This window comes from Anaeromassilibacillus sp. D41t1_190614_C2 (assembly GCF_015558525.1).
Lineage (GTDB): Bacteria > Bacillota > Clostridia > Oscillospirales > Acutalibacteraceae > Anaeromassilibacillus > Anaeromassilibacillus stercoravium.
This window is the reverse complement of the sequence record NZ_JADMOD010000010.1, coordinates 98,788-116,133: the sequence shown is the minus strand read 5'-3', so window position 1 is coordinate 116,133 and position 17,346 is coordinate 98,788. Positions and strand designations below refer to the sequence as shown.

At 60.0% G+C, this 17,346-nt stretch carries 13 protein-coding genes and 1 pseudogene; 13 read left to right on the top strand and 1 reads right to left on the bottom strand.

Annotated elements, in window-relative coordinates:
• The 3 genes and pseudogenes from I2G69_RS09305 to I2G69_RS09295 form a co-directional block, all read left to right on the top strand.
• A pseudogene (locus tag I2G69_RS09305) lies at positions 1-1,919 on the top strand (hypothetical protein); the annotation flags it as partial.
• A gap of 477 nt (positions 1,920-2,396) precedes the next feature.
• Complete coding sequence (locus I2G69_RS09300; RefSeq protein ID WP_087235068.1) at positions 2,397-3,578, top strand: iron-containing alcohol dehydrogenase; 1,182 nt, start codon at positions 2,397-2,399, stop codon at positions 3,576-3,578.
• Between the two features lie 537 nt (positions 3,579-4,115).
• Entirely contained in the window at positions 4,116-6,680 is a 2,565-nt protein-coding gene (locus I2G69_RS09295; RefSeq protein WP_195560685.1) for a hypothetical protein, read from the top strand.
• A gap of 158 nt (positions 6,681-6,838) precedes the next feature.
• Here I2G69_RS09295 and I2G69_RS09290 read toward each other — a convergent pair whose 3' ends face one another.
• A complete protein-coding gene (locus I2G69_RS09290; RefSeq protein ID WP_087235072.1) occupies positions 6,839-7,297 on the bottom strand; it encodes a hypothetical protein in 459 nt (152 codons plus the stop codon).
• A gap of 422 nt (positions 7,298-7,719) precedes the next feature.
• On the opposite strand from I2G69_RS09290, the gene I2G69_RS09285 reads away from it, so the two are divergent.
• The 10 genes from I2G69_RS09285 to ribF all read left to right on the top strand — a co-directional run bounded on the left by I2G69_RS09285 (position 7,720) and on the right by ribF (position 17,234).
• The gene (locus I2G69_RS09285) at positions 7,720-8,256 is read left to right on the top strand and encodes a stage V sporulation T C-terminal domain-containing protein (RefSeq protein ID WP_191405459.1); all 537 of its coding nucleotides are present in this window, start codon (positions 7,720-7,722) and stop codon (positions 8,254-8,256) included.
• A 269-nt stretch (positions 8,257-8,525) separates the two neighbouring features.
• Complete coding sequence (rimP, locus tag I2G69_RS09280) at positions 8,526-9,032, top strand: ribosome maturation factor RimP (protein ID WP_237967088.1); 507 nt, start codon at positions 8,526-8,528, stop codon at positions 9,030-9,032.
• On the top strand, positions 9,029-10,144 hold the full coding sequence (gene nusA, locus I2G69_RS09275; RefSeq protein ID WP_195560684.1) for a transcription termination factor NusA: 1,116 nt from the start codon (positions 9,029-9,031) through the stop codon (positions 10,142-10,144). Before rimP ends, nusA begins: the two co-directional genes overlap by 4 nt.
• A 233-nt stretch (positions 10,145-10,377) precedes the next feature.
• Entirely contained in the window at positions 10,378-10,641 is a 264-nt protein-coding gene (gene rnpM / locus I2G69_RS09270) for an RNase P modulator RnpM (RefSeq protein ID WP_087235076.1), read from the top strand.
• Positions 10,638-10,973, top strand: coding sequence for a L7Ae/L30e/S12e/Gadd45 family ribosomal protein (locus I2G69_RS09265; protein ID WP_087235077.1), 336 nt, complete (start codon positions 10,638-10,640; stop codon positions 10,971-10,973). Before rnpM ends, I2G69_RS09265 begins: the two co-directional genes overlap by 4 nt.
• A 15-nt stretch (positions 10,974-10,988) precedes the next feature.
• Positions 10,989-13,607 carry a translation initiation factor IF-2 gene (gene infB / locus I2G69_RS09260; protein WP_087235078.1) on the top strand — a complete coding sequence of 873 codons (2,619 nt, stop codon included), beginning with the start codon at positions 10,989-10,991 and terminating at the stop codon, positions 13,605-13,607.
• A gap of 69 nt (positions 13,608-13,676) precedes the next feature.
• Positions 13,677-14,048 carry a 30S ribosome-binding factor RbfA gene (gene rbfA / locus I2G69_RS09255; protein ID WP_087235079.1) on the top strand — a complete coding sequence of 124 codons (372 nt, stop codon included), beginning with the start codon at positions 13,677-13,679 and terminating at the stop codon, positions 14,046-14,048.
• A 300-nt stretch (positions 14,049-14,348) separates the two neighbouring features.
• Positions 14,349-15,317, top strand: a complete 969-nt coding sequence (locus I2G69_RS09250) for a DHH family phosphoesterase (protein ID WP_087235080.1) — start codon at positions 14,349-14,351, stop codon at positions 15,315-15,317.
• Entirely contained in the window at positions 15,314-16,216 is a 903-nt protein-coding gene (truB, locus tag I2G69_RS09245; RefSeq protein ID WP_087235081.1) for a tRNA pseudouridine(55) synthase TruB, read from the top strand. Before I2G69_RS09250 ends, truB begins: the two co-directional genes overlap by 4 nt.
• Before the next feature lie 91 nt (positions 16,217-16,307).
• Positions 16,308-17,234, top strand: a complete 927-nt coding sequence (gene ribF / locus I2G69_RS09240) for a riboflavin biosynthesis protein RibF (RefSeq protein WP_191441496.1) — start codon at positions 16,308-16,310, stop codon at positions 17,232-17,234.
• Positions 17,235-17,346: the final 112 nt, after the last annotated feature.

Below are 17,346 nucleotides of genomic sequence, written 5' to 3'. Positions count from 1 at the left end.
TGCTGAATGCGTACCAGATGGACGACACTGCGGCTGGAAATCCGGACGAAGGTGGTTCCAGCTCGGAGGACCCGGACGATCCGGACCGCTTTAATGACAACGTGACCATCGAATGGCGCGAGAACACATTGGACGGCACGCTGGTGCAGAGCCGGAAGGTGACGGTAAAGAGCGATACCACGATTGCCGCGGCGGATTATGCTGCGCCGGAAGGCTATGTGTACAGCCCGGATGCGGCGGAGCAGTCCAGCGCGGTGACGGTTAATGATGAGACGGGCGCAGCCAGCCCGGCAACGGTGGTCTTCACGGTCGTTGAGGAAGAAGCCGAGACGATTGAGTATGTCTTGTATTATCAGAATACGGTGAACGATCAGTTGCTTACGGAGACTAAGACGGTTTCGCTGGAGGTTCCGGGCGAATACACCATTGCAACGCCGGATTGGGCAGGAAGAACTGTGACCATTACGGCCCCGCTGCCGGAGGGCTATGTGTTCGACCCGGCTGCACAGTCCTTTAATGTATCGGTGGATGCGGACGGTGTTGCGACTCCGGAAACCGTTACGTTTGGCGTGAAGCCGGAAGGCAGCGGCGAGGATCCCGATCCAGAAGAGCATCCGGAAGCCTACCAGGTGCGCGTGGATTTCCGCAATGCGGAGACCGGCGCATTGCTGGACCAGAGCAATTCGAAGACCTACAGCGGCCTGTCGAAGGCGGCCCATACCTTTACGCCGGTGGCAGAAGCGCAGACGGATACGGCCACAGCGCATTATGTGACCGCGCCGGAGGGCTATGAATACGATCCGGCGACGCAGACGGCAAAATTTGTGACCGTACCTGTGGCGAACGGCCCGGCGGTGATCGAGTTCACGGTAAAGCCGGAAGCTACGGAGCCTACCGATCCGGAGGAGCCGGAGAACCCGGACGATTGCCAGTTGCCTCACATCATTCATAATGAGGAAGAACTGAGCCTTGTAGACCAGCACATGGGCCATAACTTTGTTTTGGCCAATGATATTACGCTTGAAAGAGGCTGGAAGGTTTTGGGCTTGAGCTCGACTTCGGCTGCGGATGTGCCTTTCACAGGGACGTTTGATGGAAATAATCATACAATTTCTGGGCTGCACTCCGTGCAAGATGATTACTCCAATATCGGCCTGTTTGCCGTTAATGCAGGTACCATTAAGGACCTGAAGGTCGAAGCGAACCAGATGGAAGGCTGGAGTGAAGTCGGAACGGTCGCTGGTATCAACCAGGCTGGCGGCGTGCTTTCGAATGTCCATGTGCAGGCGAATTATGTTGGTGCATTATCCACGGGTTCGGCTGGCGGATATGCAGGTGGCTTAGTAGGTAGAAATAATGGTACAATTACTGGCTGCAGTGCAACCATTACGGGTTCTGGGTTGACTCGAGGCGTAGTTGCCTACAATTATGCGGGTGGACTCGTTGGCGGAAACTGGGGCACGATCGAAGAATCCTATGCAATGGCAGGAATCAACGCAGGATATAAGAGCTATATTGACCAAGGCCGTACTTCCGCTTATTATGCAGGTGGTTTTGCGGGCGGAAACGTTGGAACGATCCGCAATTGTTATGTAATTGCCACGGATTATATTGTCGGCGTTCAGCGGGTAGGCGGCTTTGTTGCTTTCAACGGAAGCAACGGACAGATTATCTCCTCCTATGTAGTACCGAATAATTGGGTATATGGGGGGCAAACATATACGTCCATTAGTATTGGTAAAAACGATGGCTCTACCACGAACTGCTATGCGGTTTCTACTACTCCGGGGACGGTCAATGGATTTAACCGAATCTCCAGTGCTGATCTGCAGAATGGCACCGGAGTCAGTGGCTTTGATACCTCGATTTGGTCCTTTGCCGCAGGGGAGTATCCGGACTTGATTAACAACGCCAGATAACAGTTAAAATTCATACCATTTTGTAAAACAGAAAGCCCCGGCGGGAATTCCCGCCGGGGCTTTTGTGTGGTGCTGCGCCATTTGCAGATGAAACGGGCCATACGTTCATGGATTGGAAGCCCTGCGTCACCATTCGCGTGTGTATCCTTGCTGTGGGTTTGCATCGTAAAGCAGCGCAGGGCGTCCTGCGTTTCTAGAATTTTTGAGAAAACGTGTTTCCAAAGCGGAAACCCGCGTTGGAAATTGAACAGATGGGGCGGTGTTGGGGTTGTGTTGACGGAATTCGGCACTTCCCTTTGCAACGTTACTTCCCAACGGTGTTCCCGCACGTATAAACGACCTGTAAATCAGGTTTATTTTATCAAAATTCCTGAAAATATATTGACATTTCATCGTCAAAGTGTATAATAATATATTGATAAATTGTTAAAGATTTATCAATATCGATTTGATTCTACATATTTGGAGGTATTTGTCATGTCCAGATTTACCCTTCCCCGCGATATTTATTACGGCGCCAATGCGCTGGAAAACCTCAAGAACCTGAAAGGAAAGAAGGCTGTCCTCGTTTTGGGCGGCGGCTCCATGAAGCGCTTTGGCTTTGTGGACAAGGCCCTGGCTTATCTGAAGGAAGCCGGCATTGAGACCAAGCTCATCGAGAACGTGGAGCCCGATCCCTCCGTGGAGACCGTCATGAACGGCGCCGCCGTAATGCGCGAGTTCGAGCCCGATTGGATCATCTCCATGGGCGGCGGTTCCCCCATCGACGCAGCCAAGGCGATGTGGGCGTTCTATGAGTATCCCGAGACCACGTTCGAGGATCTCATTACCCCCTTCAATTTCCCGGAGCTGCGCCAGAAGGCCAAGTTCTGCGCCATCCCCTCTACCTCCGGCACCGCTACGGAAGTGACCGCCTTCTCTGTCATCACCGATTATAAAAAGGGCATCAAGTACCCGTTGGCGGACTTCAACATCACCCCGGACGTGGCCATCATCGATCCGGCCCTGGCCGAGACCATGCCTCCCAAGCTGGTGGCTCACACCGGTATGGACGCACTGACCCACGCGATTGAGGCCTATGTGTCCACCTTGCACACCGTGTTCACCGATCCGCTGGCTCTGAAGGCGATCGATATTGTGAACAGCGATCTCATTAAGTCCTTCAACGGCGACATGGCTTGCCGTGAAGAGATGCACTATGGCCAGTGCTTGGCGGGTATGGCGTTCTCGAACGCCCTGCTGGGAATTGTCCACTCCATGGCGCACAAGACCGGCGCTGCGTTCTCCACCGGCCACATCATCCACGGCCTGGCGAATGCGATGTATCTGCCCTATGTCATCGCCTACAACGCCAAGGCAGACGGCGTTGCGGAGCGCTATGCCGACATCGCCCGCACCATGGGCGTGACCGGCGATACCACGGCTGAGCTGGTCGAAGGCCTCCGCGCCAAGATCCGCTCCATGAACGACACCATGGGCATCCCCAACACGCTGAAGGACTTCGGCATCATCGAGTCCGAGTTCCAGGAGAAGCTGAACACCATCGCGGAGAACGCTGTGGGCGACGCCTGCACCGGCTCCAACCCGCGCCCGATCGACCCCGCTACCATGGCGAAGCTCTTCACCTGCATCTATTATGGAACGGAAGTTGATTTCTAAGAGACGTTCCTTATCCTGAATAATCCCCAAGGACGTACGGCTGCAAACCGTACGTCCTTCTTTTTTGAAAGTATGGCTTTGCTGCTTCTTTGGCTGTCCCCCTTTCCGCCCGTATATTTTGCGGTTTTGCCCGCTTCAATACAGGCCGGGCAGATCCCTCTATCAAAGCGGTCCAGCTTCATCCATATTTTTCTGCTTGGGCCCCGAATAAAAAGGGCTTTTTAGCCTTCATCTGCCCCAAGGACGGGTTCTCCTCTTTTAGCGGCAGGGGCTCTCCTGGCAGATCGGGCGGCGCCTGCTCCGCTCGTTTTGCCGGGGCCTCTGCTGCTTTTCCGCCTTTTGCTGCATGCAGCTTTGCGTCCTTTAAACAAGCGCGATTCGTTTTTTCATACATTTTTTCATGCAGTCCGCAGAACCAGGGAGTTCCCAAACTTTATGGGAAACGAAGGGATTTCCTTGTTATGCATGCCAACGGCCGGTATAATGATGCTGAAACCACGGATGGACCCAAAAGGATGGAGGAGGAATGGGAAACTCATGAAACGAGGGATCGGATTTTTATTGAGCCTGGCGATGCTTTTGGCGGCTTTGGGCCCGATCGGGGCGGGGGCGGCGGTTGCCAAGGCCGCGGAGGGCGATTTGCCCGAATCTTATTATGTACAGCCCCCCGTGGGGACGTGTGCATCTTGCGGTGCGCCCCTGTTTGCGCGGGAGGGCAATTGGGCGGAAGACCAGCGGTGTTACGACTGCTGGGCGAATGACCGGAACAAATGGAGTATCGTCCTTTGGACGCCGCCCCGCCCGCATTGTGCGCACTGTGGAAATTCCACCCTGGGGAACACCTCCGGCTTGTGCGACGGATGCGTCATGGCGGGCTGTGGGGAACACACCCAGACCGTTGCGGTTGTGGATAAAGCGACGGGAAAGCCGGTGGAGGGCGCGATGGTGACAGGCGGGGCCTTGGGCCCTGCGCAGACGGACGCCTCCGGGAAGGCCTCGAAGAGCGAACCGCACATGCACCTGGACGGGACCGCGGATGTGTTGGTTTCCTGCGACGGCTATCAGAGTCAAAAGCTTTCCGTGGCCGTCCGGGAGCTGGCCGAGACATTGACCGTGGAATTGGAACCCCTGCCGGAGACGTTTACCATTCCGCTGGATCTTTCCTCGTTTGTGGGGGAGGCCTACGGGCCGGTCCTGTTGAATGCGGAATGGCAGCTGGAGCCGCTCCCCTTCCCGATCAAAGTGGATCACCTGCTGTCCAATGAGGTGACGCTCACGCGGGATCCGGAGACCGGCGAGTACAAAGGGTCGTTCCAGCTCAACGGCTTGGCAGAGCTGCTGTTCCAGGGGAAGGCTGCCGTTGCAGGCGAAGTAACCGCCCGGTGGGACGAGGAACAGGCCCGGTTAGAGCTGGTCAACTCGGATGTAACGGCTTCGGTCACGCTCTCGCAGGATCTGAGCTATCTATTCCTGGGGGTTGACGGGGAGCTGACGCCGCAAATTCGCCTGACCGGGGCGTATCAGGAGGACGGTTCCCTGCATTTGGTGCCGGCGGTCTCCTGCTCCGGCTCGGCGTACGCCTACCTGGGGAAAAAATTGGAGCAGGAAGTCCTCGCGGGAAAAGTCAAATTGAAGCTCGGCGCGGAATTGACCGGCGGCGTAAATTTCACCATGCAGGCGGACCTGGCCAACGGCGAAAACGTCCTACAGGACTTTGTGCAGTTGGGCGGGAATCTGCGCGCGGTGGCCAAGCTGTTGGGGTTTGAACGCACCTGGGAGGGATATTATTGGCAGTATTACCCCGTGGTCTCCGAAGAGGATGGCCCGGCGTATGAACCGCCGCAGCCGGTAGACCGTTTCCCCGGCCGGAGCGAGACCGGCACCGCCGGTGAGGACAGCCAGCAGTTCCGGCCGGACGCAGCACCCGCCTTCCCAACGGAAGAAGGCGACCCGGTGGTGGAAAACGCTGGGGATCATGCGGACCCGGTGCTTGTGCCGTTGGGCAACGGCTCGGTTTCTTCCGGGACTTCTGGCAAGTACAATGGGGCGGCTGCGTTGTTTTGGGTGGAGGATGCAACGGAGCGCACGGAGATCAACCGGTACCGGTTGGTCTACTCCCTGTACGACGGCCTCCACTGGGGCGATCCCACGCCGGTTTACGACGACGGGACGGCGGATTTTGCCCCGCGCGCCGTAACGGTCAACGGGGAAGTGTACCTGCTTTGGCAGAGCGCCAACCAGGAATTTCCCGGGATGGTCAACTCTTCCGAATATGCGCGTTCCATGGATCTTTATGCGGCGGTGCTGCGGGACGGCCAAATGCAGGATGTGACGAACCTCACCGAGGAAACCGGCGGGTACTGCGGGATGCACAATCTGGAAGTGGTGGACGGGAACGTTACTGCGGGCTGGTTGGCAAACGACTCCGGCGACCTCCTGTTTGCCGAAGGGCAAAACCATCGCTACGAAGCGGTTTATGAGCAGGGGGCCTGGAAGGTACAGAGGGAGGACGCGGTCGCGGAAGCGAGCGCTCCCGGGATGCAGGCGCTGGAGCTGATGGTCCCGCTGGGGCAGGCGGACGCAGCGGAAAGCGTTGAAGCGGCGGGAACGAAGTTCTATTGCCGGGAGGACGGCTCCATCGCCTGCGAACGGCAGGGGGAGGAGCTGATCCTGGCGCCGGACGCACAGACGTCTTCGTTTGAAACCGTGACCAATGGGGAACTGGTATTCCTGTATTGGCTGCATGCCGGGGAAGAGGGCGCATTCCGACTGGACGGCGCGTTTTATCACCCTGGAACGGGAAAATGCAGCGCCGCCCAGACGTACCTCGGCCATGGGAATGCGCTGCATGGAATAGATGCCTCGATGGACGGCGGCGGGAATGTGCTCATGGCCTACCAGTCGTCCGATTGGAGCGGCACGCAGCGGCGCTCCTATGCGTCCAGCGACCTGATGACCGCGGTCATTGCGCCGCCGCAGGACATGGCGGATGGCGGCGTTCCGTGGGTTTTGCCGGCTGTGTCCGGCAGCGTCCTGGTCCTTGCGGTTGTGGGCGCAGTTATATTCCTGATGCTCCGCAACCACCGGCAGCGGAAGGGATAAAGAGGGCTTTGCGAACGGAAAGAGCGAATCGTGAAGGCTGTTTGACAGGCAGAAAAAAACGGATATGCGCGGAAGTGAAGCGCATATCCGTTCCTTTTTGTCTTTATGTTCTTACAGGAAGTTGCATCCTGCTTTGCAGGAAGGCGAACCGGCGTACATCAATATTGGATCGCGCTGAGCAGCTCGTCCATCTTGTTCCGCTGGGCCAGCTTGCCAGTCCCATAGAGCACGGTATCCTCGATGCGGGCGATCACAAAATACAGTTCGCCGTTTTCCACCGTATATTTGCTGTAGGCGGCAGAATCGACATTGGTAGTTCTTTCTGCGGTTTTCGGCTCCCCGATGTACTCTTTGAGGCCGTTATACGTGGTTGTCGCCGTCTCCTGGTCTTTACAGACGGCGAAGTCGATCTGCATATCGATGGTCTGGTCGTACGCGGTGCGGGCGGAGACATAGGTTTCCGGATCGACGCTGGGCGTTTCGACCGTAAAGCCGACCGCAGAAGCCTGCGTTTCAAATTCTTCCGCCGTGACGGGCGTGCGCGCGGAACATCCAGTGCAGAACAGGGAGATCAGGACCACCAATGCAAGCAGGCGTGCATATATCGTTCGTTTCAATGGTATACCTCCTATCAATGAAATTTTCTTTTGTACAGAGATTCCAGTGGGCCATATGCGGCAAGCCACGGGAAAAAGAAAAGTCTTCCCTTTATTATACGACTTTTTTCGGATTTGTATAGAGGCAAATGCCTAAAATATATAAAATCCTATGCATTTATAAGGGGGATTATCGGCATATGTATCAACCGGCGCCCGAACCGGGCGTTGAATCCCCATAGAACTGAGCAAGATGGGCGGCCAATCAAAATGCGGCAGCAAGCACTATGCCCGGATGGATTCCCAAATGGATTCCCGTGCCCGAAAATTTGCCCAGGCAAAGCCTGCATAGTCAGGACTTTCCTGCGGATAATATGGACATGACACCGTTTTCGAAGATTCAACAGAAAGGTCAAATATAGATCATCAGGAGGGAATCAATTTTGAAGGCAACAGGAATCGTAAGAAGAATTGACGACCTTGGACGCGTCGTCATCCCGAAAGAAATCCGCCGCACGCTGCGCATCCGCGAAGGCGATGCGCTTGAAATCTTTACCGACGCGCAGGGCGGCGTTATCTTTAAAAAATATTCCCCGGTCGGGGAGATGTCCACGTTTGCCGGGCAGTATGCAGAGGTCCTGAACAAGGTGACCAACCGGCCGGTGGTCATGTGCGACCGCGACCACGTGATCGCCGTGGCAGGCGTCTCCAAGAAGGAATACCTGGAGCGCCGCGTCTCGCCGGAATTGGAGGAGTATATGCAGAACCGGATGTCCTATCCGAACGGCGACGCCAGCGGGATCCGCCCTGTGGAGGGGATTGACCGCACCGCCTGCATCCTCTACCCGATCATCGCGTCCAGCGACGTCAACGGCGCCGTGGTGCTGCTCTCCAGCGAGACGCAGGAGCCCGCGGGCGAGACGGATGAAAAATTGGTGCAGGCAGCGGCGTTCTTCCTCGCAAAGCAGATGGAGGAATAAAACGCCCGCGGCGGAAGGAAATTTCGAAGGGGAGACGGTGAAGCAACCCTTCTTTTTGAAGGCGGATTTGCCGCTTGACCGGCCAAAGCTGGCCGGCAAGATGGCCGCTTTGCAGAAAATGCGTGGAAAACAAGCGCAGAACCGCAGAAAAACCGCAGTTCTCCGCCGCGTACCCTTGCATTTTTCCAGCAGTTGTGCTACACTATACAAGGTAATATTATGTGAGGATGAAAGAGTGGGGCAACCCACTCTTTTGTTTGCATTATGAGGTGAAACGATTGGCAGCGAAAAAGAAAGGCGGCAATACGGTCGCCCTGGTGCGGCGGCTGGCAGAGCCGATTGCGCGGGACCTGGGCCTGATGCTCTGGGACGTGCGCTTTGTCAAAGAGGGCGCGGATTGGTTCCTGCGCATTTTTATCGACAAGCCGGAGGGGATCGGCATCGAGGACTGCGAGGCGATGAGCCGCGCGATCAACGGCCCGCTCGACGAGCTGGACCCGGTGGAACAGTCCTATTGCCTGGAAGTCTGCTCTCCGGGAATGAACCGCGAGCTCACGCGCGACGAGCATTTCGCCGCGTACTTGGGCGCACCGGTACAGGTCAAGCTGATCCGCCCGGACGAGGACGGGCAGCGCGTGATTGCCGGGATCTTGGAGGATTACCGCGACAGCACGATGATTTTGCGGATGGAGGAAGGAGACGAACGCTCCGTGGCCAGAAAGGACGCTTCCAGCGTGCGGCTGATGGACGACGACTTTGGAGGGATTGAGGAATGAGCGAAGTGTTTGAGGCGTTGAGCCTGCTCGAAAAGGAGCGCGGCATCCCGGTGGACTTTATGGTGGACCGCATCAAAAAGGCCATTGTGACCGCGTGCAAAAACAGCTACGGCAACGAGGACACCGTCATCAACATGGACCCCGAGACAGGCGTGTTCGAGGTGTATCTGCGCAAGACGGTGGTCGAGGATGTGGAAGAGCCGGGCAAGGAGATTTTGCTGGAAAAGGCGCGTGAGATCGACCCGACGGCAACGGCCGGGGATACGGTCAGCGTGCACCTCAATACAAAGGAGTTTGGACGCATTGCCGCGCAGACCGCGCGCAACATCATCCGCCAGGGCATCCGCGACGGCGAGCGCGGCCAGATGATGCAGGAGTTCCAGAGCAAGCACCAGGAATTGGTGACCGCCCTGGTGGAGCGCATCGACCCCCGCACGGGCGCGGCAACCCTGCGGATCGGCAAGGCCGAGGCGGTGCTGCCCAAGAGCGAGCAGGTCGGCGGCGAGGAGCTCAAGGAGGGCGACCATGTCAAGGTGTATGTGGTGGACGTCCGCGAGACGGAAAAGGGCCCCCGCGCCATGATCTCCCGCACCCACCCCGATTTGGTCAAGCGCCTGTTTGAGACGGAAGTGCCGGAGATCTACGACGGCACCGTCGAGATCAAGGCGGTATCCCGCGAGGCGGGGTCCCGCACCAAGCTGGCCGTCGTCAGCCACAACGCGGACGTGGACGCGGTCGGCGCGTGCATCGGCGCGCGTGGCGCCCGCGTGTCCAGCATCGTCAACGAGCTGGGCGGCGAGAAGATCGACATTGTGGAATACAGCGACGACCCGGCGAAATTTATTGCTTCCGCGCTCTCCCCGGCGACGGTCCTCTCCGTCGTGACCGCGGAGGACGGGTCGCATGCCTGCCGCGTCACCGTGCCGGACAGCCAGCTTTCCTTGGCGATCGGCAACAAGGGCCAGAACGCGCGCTTGGCGGCAAAGCTGACCGGCTGGAAGATCGACATCAAGCCGGAGAGCGGCTTCTACGGGGAAGAAGAGCCTGCAGAGACCAAGGCCGGGGAGGAGCCTGCCGCCGAGCAGGAACCGGCGGAGGCCGCGGAGGAATAAGCGGCCAAACGGGAGGAAATTCCGGACGGGGGTTCACCCGGTTCGTATCATAGGAATAGGGTGCGGTTGCCGCACCCGCGGAAAACAGGGAAACGGCGCCGCGCGTCCAACGGACGGTTGCACCCAACGGGTGCAAAAGCGCTGGGGAAGGATTCCCCAAGCCGCGGTTGTTTTCATATAGATTCATCAGCGTACGTTTAAGAAATCACAGTCGGGAAGGGCGGTGTGTGCAAATGCATCAAAAGCGGGTCCCCCTGCGCATGTGCGCCGGATGTGGGGAGAGCAAGCCGAAAAAGGAATTGGTCCGGGTGGTCCGTTCACCGGAAGGGGAGATCTCCCTGGACCTGACGGGCAAAAAGCCCGGGCGCGGCGCTTATGTTTGCAAGAGTGCGGACTGCCTCCGGGCGGCGCGAAAAGCGAGGCGATTGGAACGAGCCTTCTCCTGCCAGATTCCCGCAGAGGTCTATGACCGTATGGAGGAGGAGATCGGAAAATGAATGAAAACAACAAGCGGCTTCTGTCCCTGTTGGGACTGGCGCGGCGGGCAAACCGGCTCTCACTGGGCAGCGATCCCGCCGAGGAAGCGCTGCGGAAGGGCCAGGCGCGCCTGGTGCTGCTGGCAGAGGACCTCTCTCAGCACACCGCGGGCGGCGTCCGGTTTGCGGCGGAGGAAGCCGGGGTGGACGTCCTGACAGCGGCGTGCACCATGGACGAAATCAGCATGGCTCTTGGAAAGCGAACCGGAGTTGTTGCAGTGAATGACGCAGGGTTCGCAAAAAAACTGCATGAGCTGTGCGAAGCCGGAACCGGCGAGCAAGTGGTGAAATGAGGAGGAATTTCGTATATGATGATTAAATATCGCGTTCACGAGGTGGCAAAGGACCTGGGACTCCCGAACAAGGAGGTCATCGACACCTTACAGAAATACACGGGCGAGACCAAAAAACATATGACCGCTCTGACGGAGAACGAGCTGGATGTCGTGTTTGAGGAATTCACGCAGAAGAACCGCGTGGAGAGCTTCGACGAATATTTTGCAGACCAGAAGGAACCGGCGGTGACGGTCACAGTGGAGCAGGAACCCGCCGCCCCGCAGAAGCCCGCCGCGCCCGCGCGCCCGGCACAGCCGCAGCAGGGCGGAAACCAGCCGGCCCAGGCGAAGGCGCCGCAGCAGAACGGTGCGCAGGGGCAGCAGGGGAATGCGCCGCGCCGTCCGGCGGTAAAGCCGGGCAAGATTACGCCGGTGCGCCCTGCGCCGCAGCAGAACGGCAACCAGCCGGCCCAGACGAGGGCGCCGCAGCAGGGCGGTGCACAGGGCCAGCAGGGGAATGCGCCGCGCCGTCCGGCGGTGAAGCCGGGCAAGATCACGCCGGTCCGTCCCGCGCCGCAGCAGAATGGCGGCCAGCAGCCGCATAAGAAGCCGGGCGCGCCCATCCCGCCGCCCCGCCCGATGCAGACCGGCGCGCCGAACACCACCAACGTCAAGCGCGGAGAGGGCCGCCTGGTCGATACCCGCGCCTCCCATGTGGAGCTGGATAAATACAACGAGAAGTACGACCGCCTGGCCTCCGAGAAGGTCCGGACGGAGAACATCGTGCAGAAGCAGAAGATCACGCAGCGCAGCAGCCAGTACCGCGGCAAGCCGCGCAACGCCCGCCGGGAGACCGAGGCGGAGCGCCTGCGCCGCATCGCGATGGAGCGCAAGGCGAAGCCGATCACTGTCACAATCCCGGAGGAGATCACGGTCAACGAGCTGGCGCTCCGCCTGAAGGCGACGGCCGCCGAAGTTATCAAGAAGCTGATGGCCAACGGCGTGTTCGCAACCGTGAACGATACCATCGATTTCGACACCGCCTCCCTGATCGCCATGGAATTCCATGCGAAGGTGGAGAAGGAGGTCGTCGTCACGATCGAAGAGCGCATCATCGACGACAGCGAGGACGACGAGGCGAACCTGGTGCCGCGCGCACCGGTCGTGGTGGTCATGGGCCACGTCGACCACGGCAAGACCTCCCTGCTGGATGCGATCCGCCACGCGCATGTGACGGACACCGAGGCGGGCGGCATCACGCAGCACATCGGCGCCTACCGCGTCAAGATCGGCGACCGCGACATCACCTTCCTCGACACCCCGGGCCATGAGGCGTTTACGACCATGCGTGCCCGCGGCGCACAGGTGACGGATATCGCCGTGCTGGTGGTGGCTGCGGACGACGGCATCATGCCGCAGACGGTCGAAGCGATCCACCATGCAAAGGCAGCGAACGTCTCGATCATTGTGGCGATCAATAAAATGGATAAGCCGGGCGCAAACCCGGATCATGTGCTCCAGCAGCTCACGGAATATGAGCTGGTGCCAGAGGAGTGGGGCGGCGATACGCCCTGCATCCGCGTCTCCGCGAAGAAGAAGGAAGGCATCGACGACCTTCTGGAGATGATTACATTGGTGGCCGATTTGAAGGAACTCAAGGCCAACCCGGACCGCGCCGCCAAGGGCACGGTGGTGGAAGCGCGCCTGGACAAGGGCCGCGGCCCGATCGCCACCGTTTTGGTGCAGAACGGCACCCTGCATACGGGCGACATCATCGTCGCAGGCACGGCGGTCGGCCGTGTGCGCGCGATGACGGATGAAAACGGCAAGCGCATCCAGTCGGCCGGCCCGTCCGTCCCGGTGGAGATCACCGGCCTGGACGACGTGCCCGCGGGCGGCGACATCATGAACGCCGTCTCCGACGAGCGCCTGGCACGCGAGCTGGTTGAACAGCGCCGCAACGAGCAGAAGGAAGCCATGTTCAACTCACAGACCAAGGTCACGCTGGATAACCTCTTCGACCAGATGCAGCAGGGCGAGATGAAGGAACTGCAGATCATTGTCAAGGCCGATGTGCAGGGCTCTGTGGAAGCGGTGCGCCAGTCCCTGGAGAAGCTCTCCAACGACGAGGTGCGCGTCAAGGTCATCCACGGCGGCGTGGGCGCGATCAACGAGTCCGACGTCATGCTCGCGAATGCATCGAACGCCATCATTGTCGGCTTCAATGTGCGTCCCGACCCGGTGGCGGAGGACAATGCAAAGCGCAGCGGCGTGGATATGCGCCTGTACCGCATCATTTACGATTGCATCGAGGAAATGGAATCCGCGATGAAGGGCATGCTGGCGCCGAAGTTCCGCGAGGTCCAGCTGGGCCGCGGCGAGTGCCGCCAGGTCTATAAGATCTCGAATGTCGGCACGGTCATCGGCGGCCATGTCACCAGCGGCAAGATCACCCGCACGGCGGACATCCGCGTGGTGCGCGACGGTATCGTGATCGCGGAGGACAAAGTTTCGTCCCTGAAGCGCTTCAAGGACGACGTGAAGGAAGTCGCCGACGGCTACGATTTCGGCATGACGCTGGAAAAATTCAACGACGTCAAAGAGGGCGACGTATTGGAAGCCTTCACGATGGAAGAATACAAAGAGGACTGACCGGTTTTGCCGGTTGTCCGGGACGGCCCGGGGCGCGCTGGCGCGCTGCGGCCGCGGAGGTGAAACAAGATGCCAAGCCATAGAATGGGACGGACGACGGAGGACATCCGCCGGGAGCTCACCGCGATTTTCCGGGAGCTCAAGGACCCGCGCGTGCAGGGATTAATCAGTATTGTGCGCGTGGATGTGTCGAGCGACCTCTCGTACTGCACCGTCTATATCAGCGCGATGGAAGGCATGGAGCACGCAAAGCAGGCGACACAGGGCTTGAAGTCCGCCTCCGGCTATATCCGCCGGGAGCTGGGCCAGCGGCTGCGCCTGCGCCATGTGCCGGAGATGCACTTTAAGGCGACGGACTCCATCGAATACAGCGCAAACATTTCGAAAATTTTAAACGACCTGCCGCTTCCCAAGGAGGACGGACAGGAGGAAGAACCCTAACCAACCGCCGGGGGAGCCCCGGGGGAACGCGGGGCGGCGGGGACGTGCGCGCGGTCCGAAGGGACCGCGCCTGGGAATCCCTTTGGGATTTCCCGGCGGGGATTCGCAGGAATCCCCGGCACGTCCCCGCTTCAGGCGTTCCACACGCTTTTTGCTTTGGGGGACCGGGGCCAAACAAGCCGGGCGGACAACCCCAGGCCGGAAGGGATCCCCGGCGGCTGCCTGCGGGCAAGAACGGGAAGAATTTTGAAAACAGACGGAGAAGACATTCCGGAGACCGAAAGGGGAGTGTAGCAAACGATGATCAGCCTGGATGACGCGGCGGAGTATCTGCGCCGTGCGGACGACATCGTCATTTTGAGCCATCAATTCCCGGATGGGGATACGTTTGGTTCGGCCGCCGCGCTTTGTATGGCGCTGCAAAGCATGGGCAAACGCGCCAAAACGCGCTGCCGCCATGCGGTCAGCGCAAAGTACGCCTTTATGTTCCGCGGCGTGAAAAAACAGGAATTTGAGCCAAAGACGGTTGTGGCGGTGGACGTCGCGGACATCGACCTGCTGGGCGAACCCATCCGCGAGGAATACGAGGGCCGCGTGGACCTCTGCATCGACCACCACGCGGGCAACCGCACCTTTGCAAAATACACGTATGTGGACAGCACAGCCGCCGCGACCACGGAGATCATCTATGCGCTCATCACCAAATTGGGTGCGAAGATCACGCCGGAGATCGCCGAGGCCATCTATACCGGCATCACCACGGATACCGGATGCTTTAAATATACGAACGCGACGCCGCGCACGTACCGCATCGCCGCGTGCATGATGGAGACCGGCATCGACGCGGCCGCCATCAACCGCGAGATGTTCGATACCAAGACCCGCGCCCGGCTGGAGATGGAGCGCCGGGTTTTGGACTCCATGAACTTCTACCTGGACGACCGGTGCGCCGTCGTGTACATCCTGCGCGATATGATTGCGGAATCGGGCGCCTGCGAGGACGATTTGGAGGGGCTGGCGGCCATCCCGCGCCAGATCGAAGGGGTGCTGGTCGGCGTCACCCTGCGCGAAAAGAAAAGCGGGGAATACAAGGTCTCCCTGCGCACACAGGAGCCGGTGAACGCGGCGCAGATCTGCGCGCTGTTCGACGGCGGCGGCCATGCGTGCGCGGCGGGCTGTACGCTTCCGGGGCCAAAGGAAGCGGCGACCGAGCGCATCGTCGCCGCAATCGGCGCGTATCTGGAACAGCAGAAGGAGGACGGCCGGTGAACGGCGTCCTGGTGGTGGACAAACCGGCGGATTACACCTCCTTCGATGTGGTCGCCGTGGTGCGGCGCCTCGCCGGGCGCGAAAAGACCGGGCACACGGGGACGCTGGACCCCATGGCCACGGGCGTCTTGCCCATCCTGCTGGGAAAGGCGACCCGGGCGGCGTCCCTGTTGGAGGACACCAGCAAGGAATACCGCGCGGAATTCGCCTTCGGCTACGCCACGGATACCCAGGACTCCACCGGGGAGGTGCTTGCGCGCAGCGATGTGCGCGTGACAAAGGACGCGCTGCTGGCGGCGCTCCCGCATTTCCGTGGAAATATCCTCCAGGAGCCGCCGATGTACTCCGCTGTGCGCAAGGATGGCAAGCGGTTGTATGAACTCGCGCGCCAGGGGATCACGGTGGAGCGGGAAAAACGCCCGGTCACGATTGAAACGCTGGAATGCATCCGCTTTGACGAAGCCTCCCAGACCGGCGCGCTGGAGGTGCGCTGTTCCAAAGGGACCTATATCCGCACCCTGTGCGCGGACATTGCCGCTGCGCTCGGCACATACGGCGTGATGACCGCGCTGCGGCGGACGTCGGCGTGCGGATTCTCATTGGAGGACGCCGTCCCCCTCGACGGTGCGCGCGCTTTGGCGGAAGAGGGGAAGCTGGAATCGCGCGTGCTCCCGGTGGACCGGCTGTTTTCCGAGCGGCCCGCGCTGCGCGTGTCGGCGGCACAGGCGGTCCGGTTCCGCAACGGCGGAAGCCTCGACCTGGGGCGTACGGCGCTCGCTAAACAGAATGCGGCGGACGGGCTGCGGCTGCGGGTGTACGGCCCCGAGGGAACCTTCCTGGGGCTGGGGACCGTGGACCGCGGTGCAAACGAATTAAAAATTTTGAAGCTATTCGTCTGACGGCGGCGCAAGGGAGGCCGGCCCCCGCAGGGGCGGGCTGGGAGCCCTTTCAGGCTGCCGGCGGACGGGCAGGGAGATAAAGGAACCATCTATGAACGTATACCATGATTTGACTCCGGGCGCGCCGCGGGCCGCGGTCGCTCTCGGCTGCTTTGACGGCCTGCATCTGGGGCACCGGCGTGTGATCCGCGCGGCGTGTGCGCCGGGCCTGACGCCGTCCGTGCTGACCTTTGCGGACCCGCTCGAGGAGCTGGGCGGGAAATCCGGCGGGCAGCTGGTCACCAAACGCCAAAAGCTCCACCTGTTGGAGCGGATGGGCGTGCAGCAGGTGTATTCCCTGCGCTTCGCGGCGATCCGGACCATGAGCCCGGAGCAGTTTGTGGACGAAGTCCTGGTGCGGGTCTGCCACGCCTGGAAGGTCTGCTGCGGGTTTAACTTCACTTTTGGCTACAAGGGCGCGGGCACGCCGGAGATGCTCCAGGCGCTCTGCGAGGAGCGCGGCATCGGCTGTGAAATCGTGCCCGCGGTGGAGGTGGACGGCGAGACTGTGAGCTCGACCCGCATCCGCGCGCTGGTGCAGCAGGGGGATGTGGCGGCTGCGGAGCGTCTGCTGGGGCGGCCGTTCGGCTACGATTTCGAGATTGTGCGCGGCCGGCAGCTGGGCCGCACCATGGGCACCCCGACCATCAACCAGGTCTTCACCGAGGGCTTTGTGCTGCCGCGCTTCGGCGTATACGCCTCCCTGGTCAGCCTGAATGACGGCGATTATTACGGCGTCACAAACGTCGGCGTGAAGCCGACCGTCGGCGCGGACGCGCCGCTGAGCGAGACATGGATCCCCGAATACCACGGCGAGGAGCTGTACGGGGAAAATATCCGCGTGGACCTGATCGATTTCATTCGCCCGGAGAAGAAATTCAGCGGGATCGAAGAGCTTCAGAACAACATCCTGCAAAACGCGGAGACGGCAAAAAAGATCATTTCCGCATATTTACAAAAGGAAATGCCCGTGGTATAATACCTGTAGTTTTGCCCCGGAAATATGGGGCGTGCGAGGCTACCCTATTCCCGGTTGCAGGGGTAAGCCCGGTCGGGCAGACACCGGCCTGCTACTGTGAATATGGGCGCAT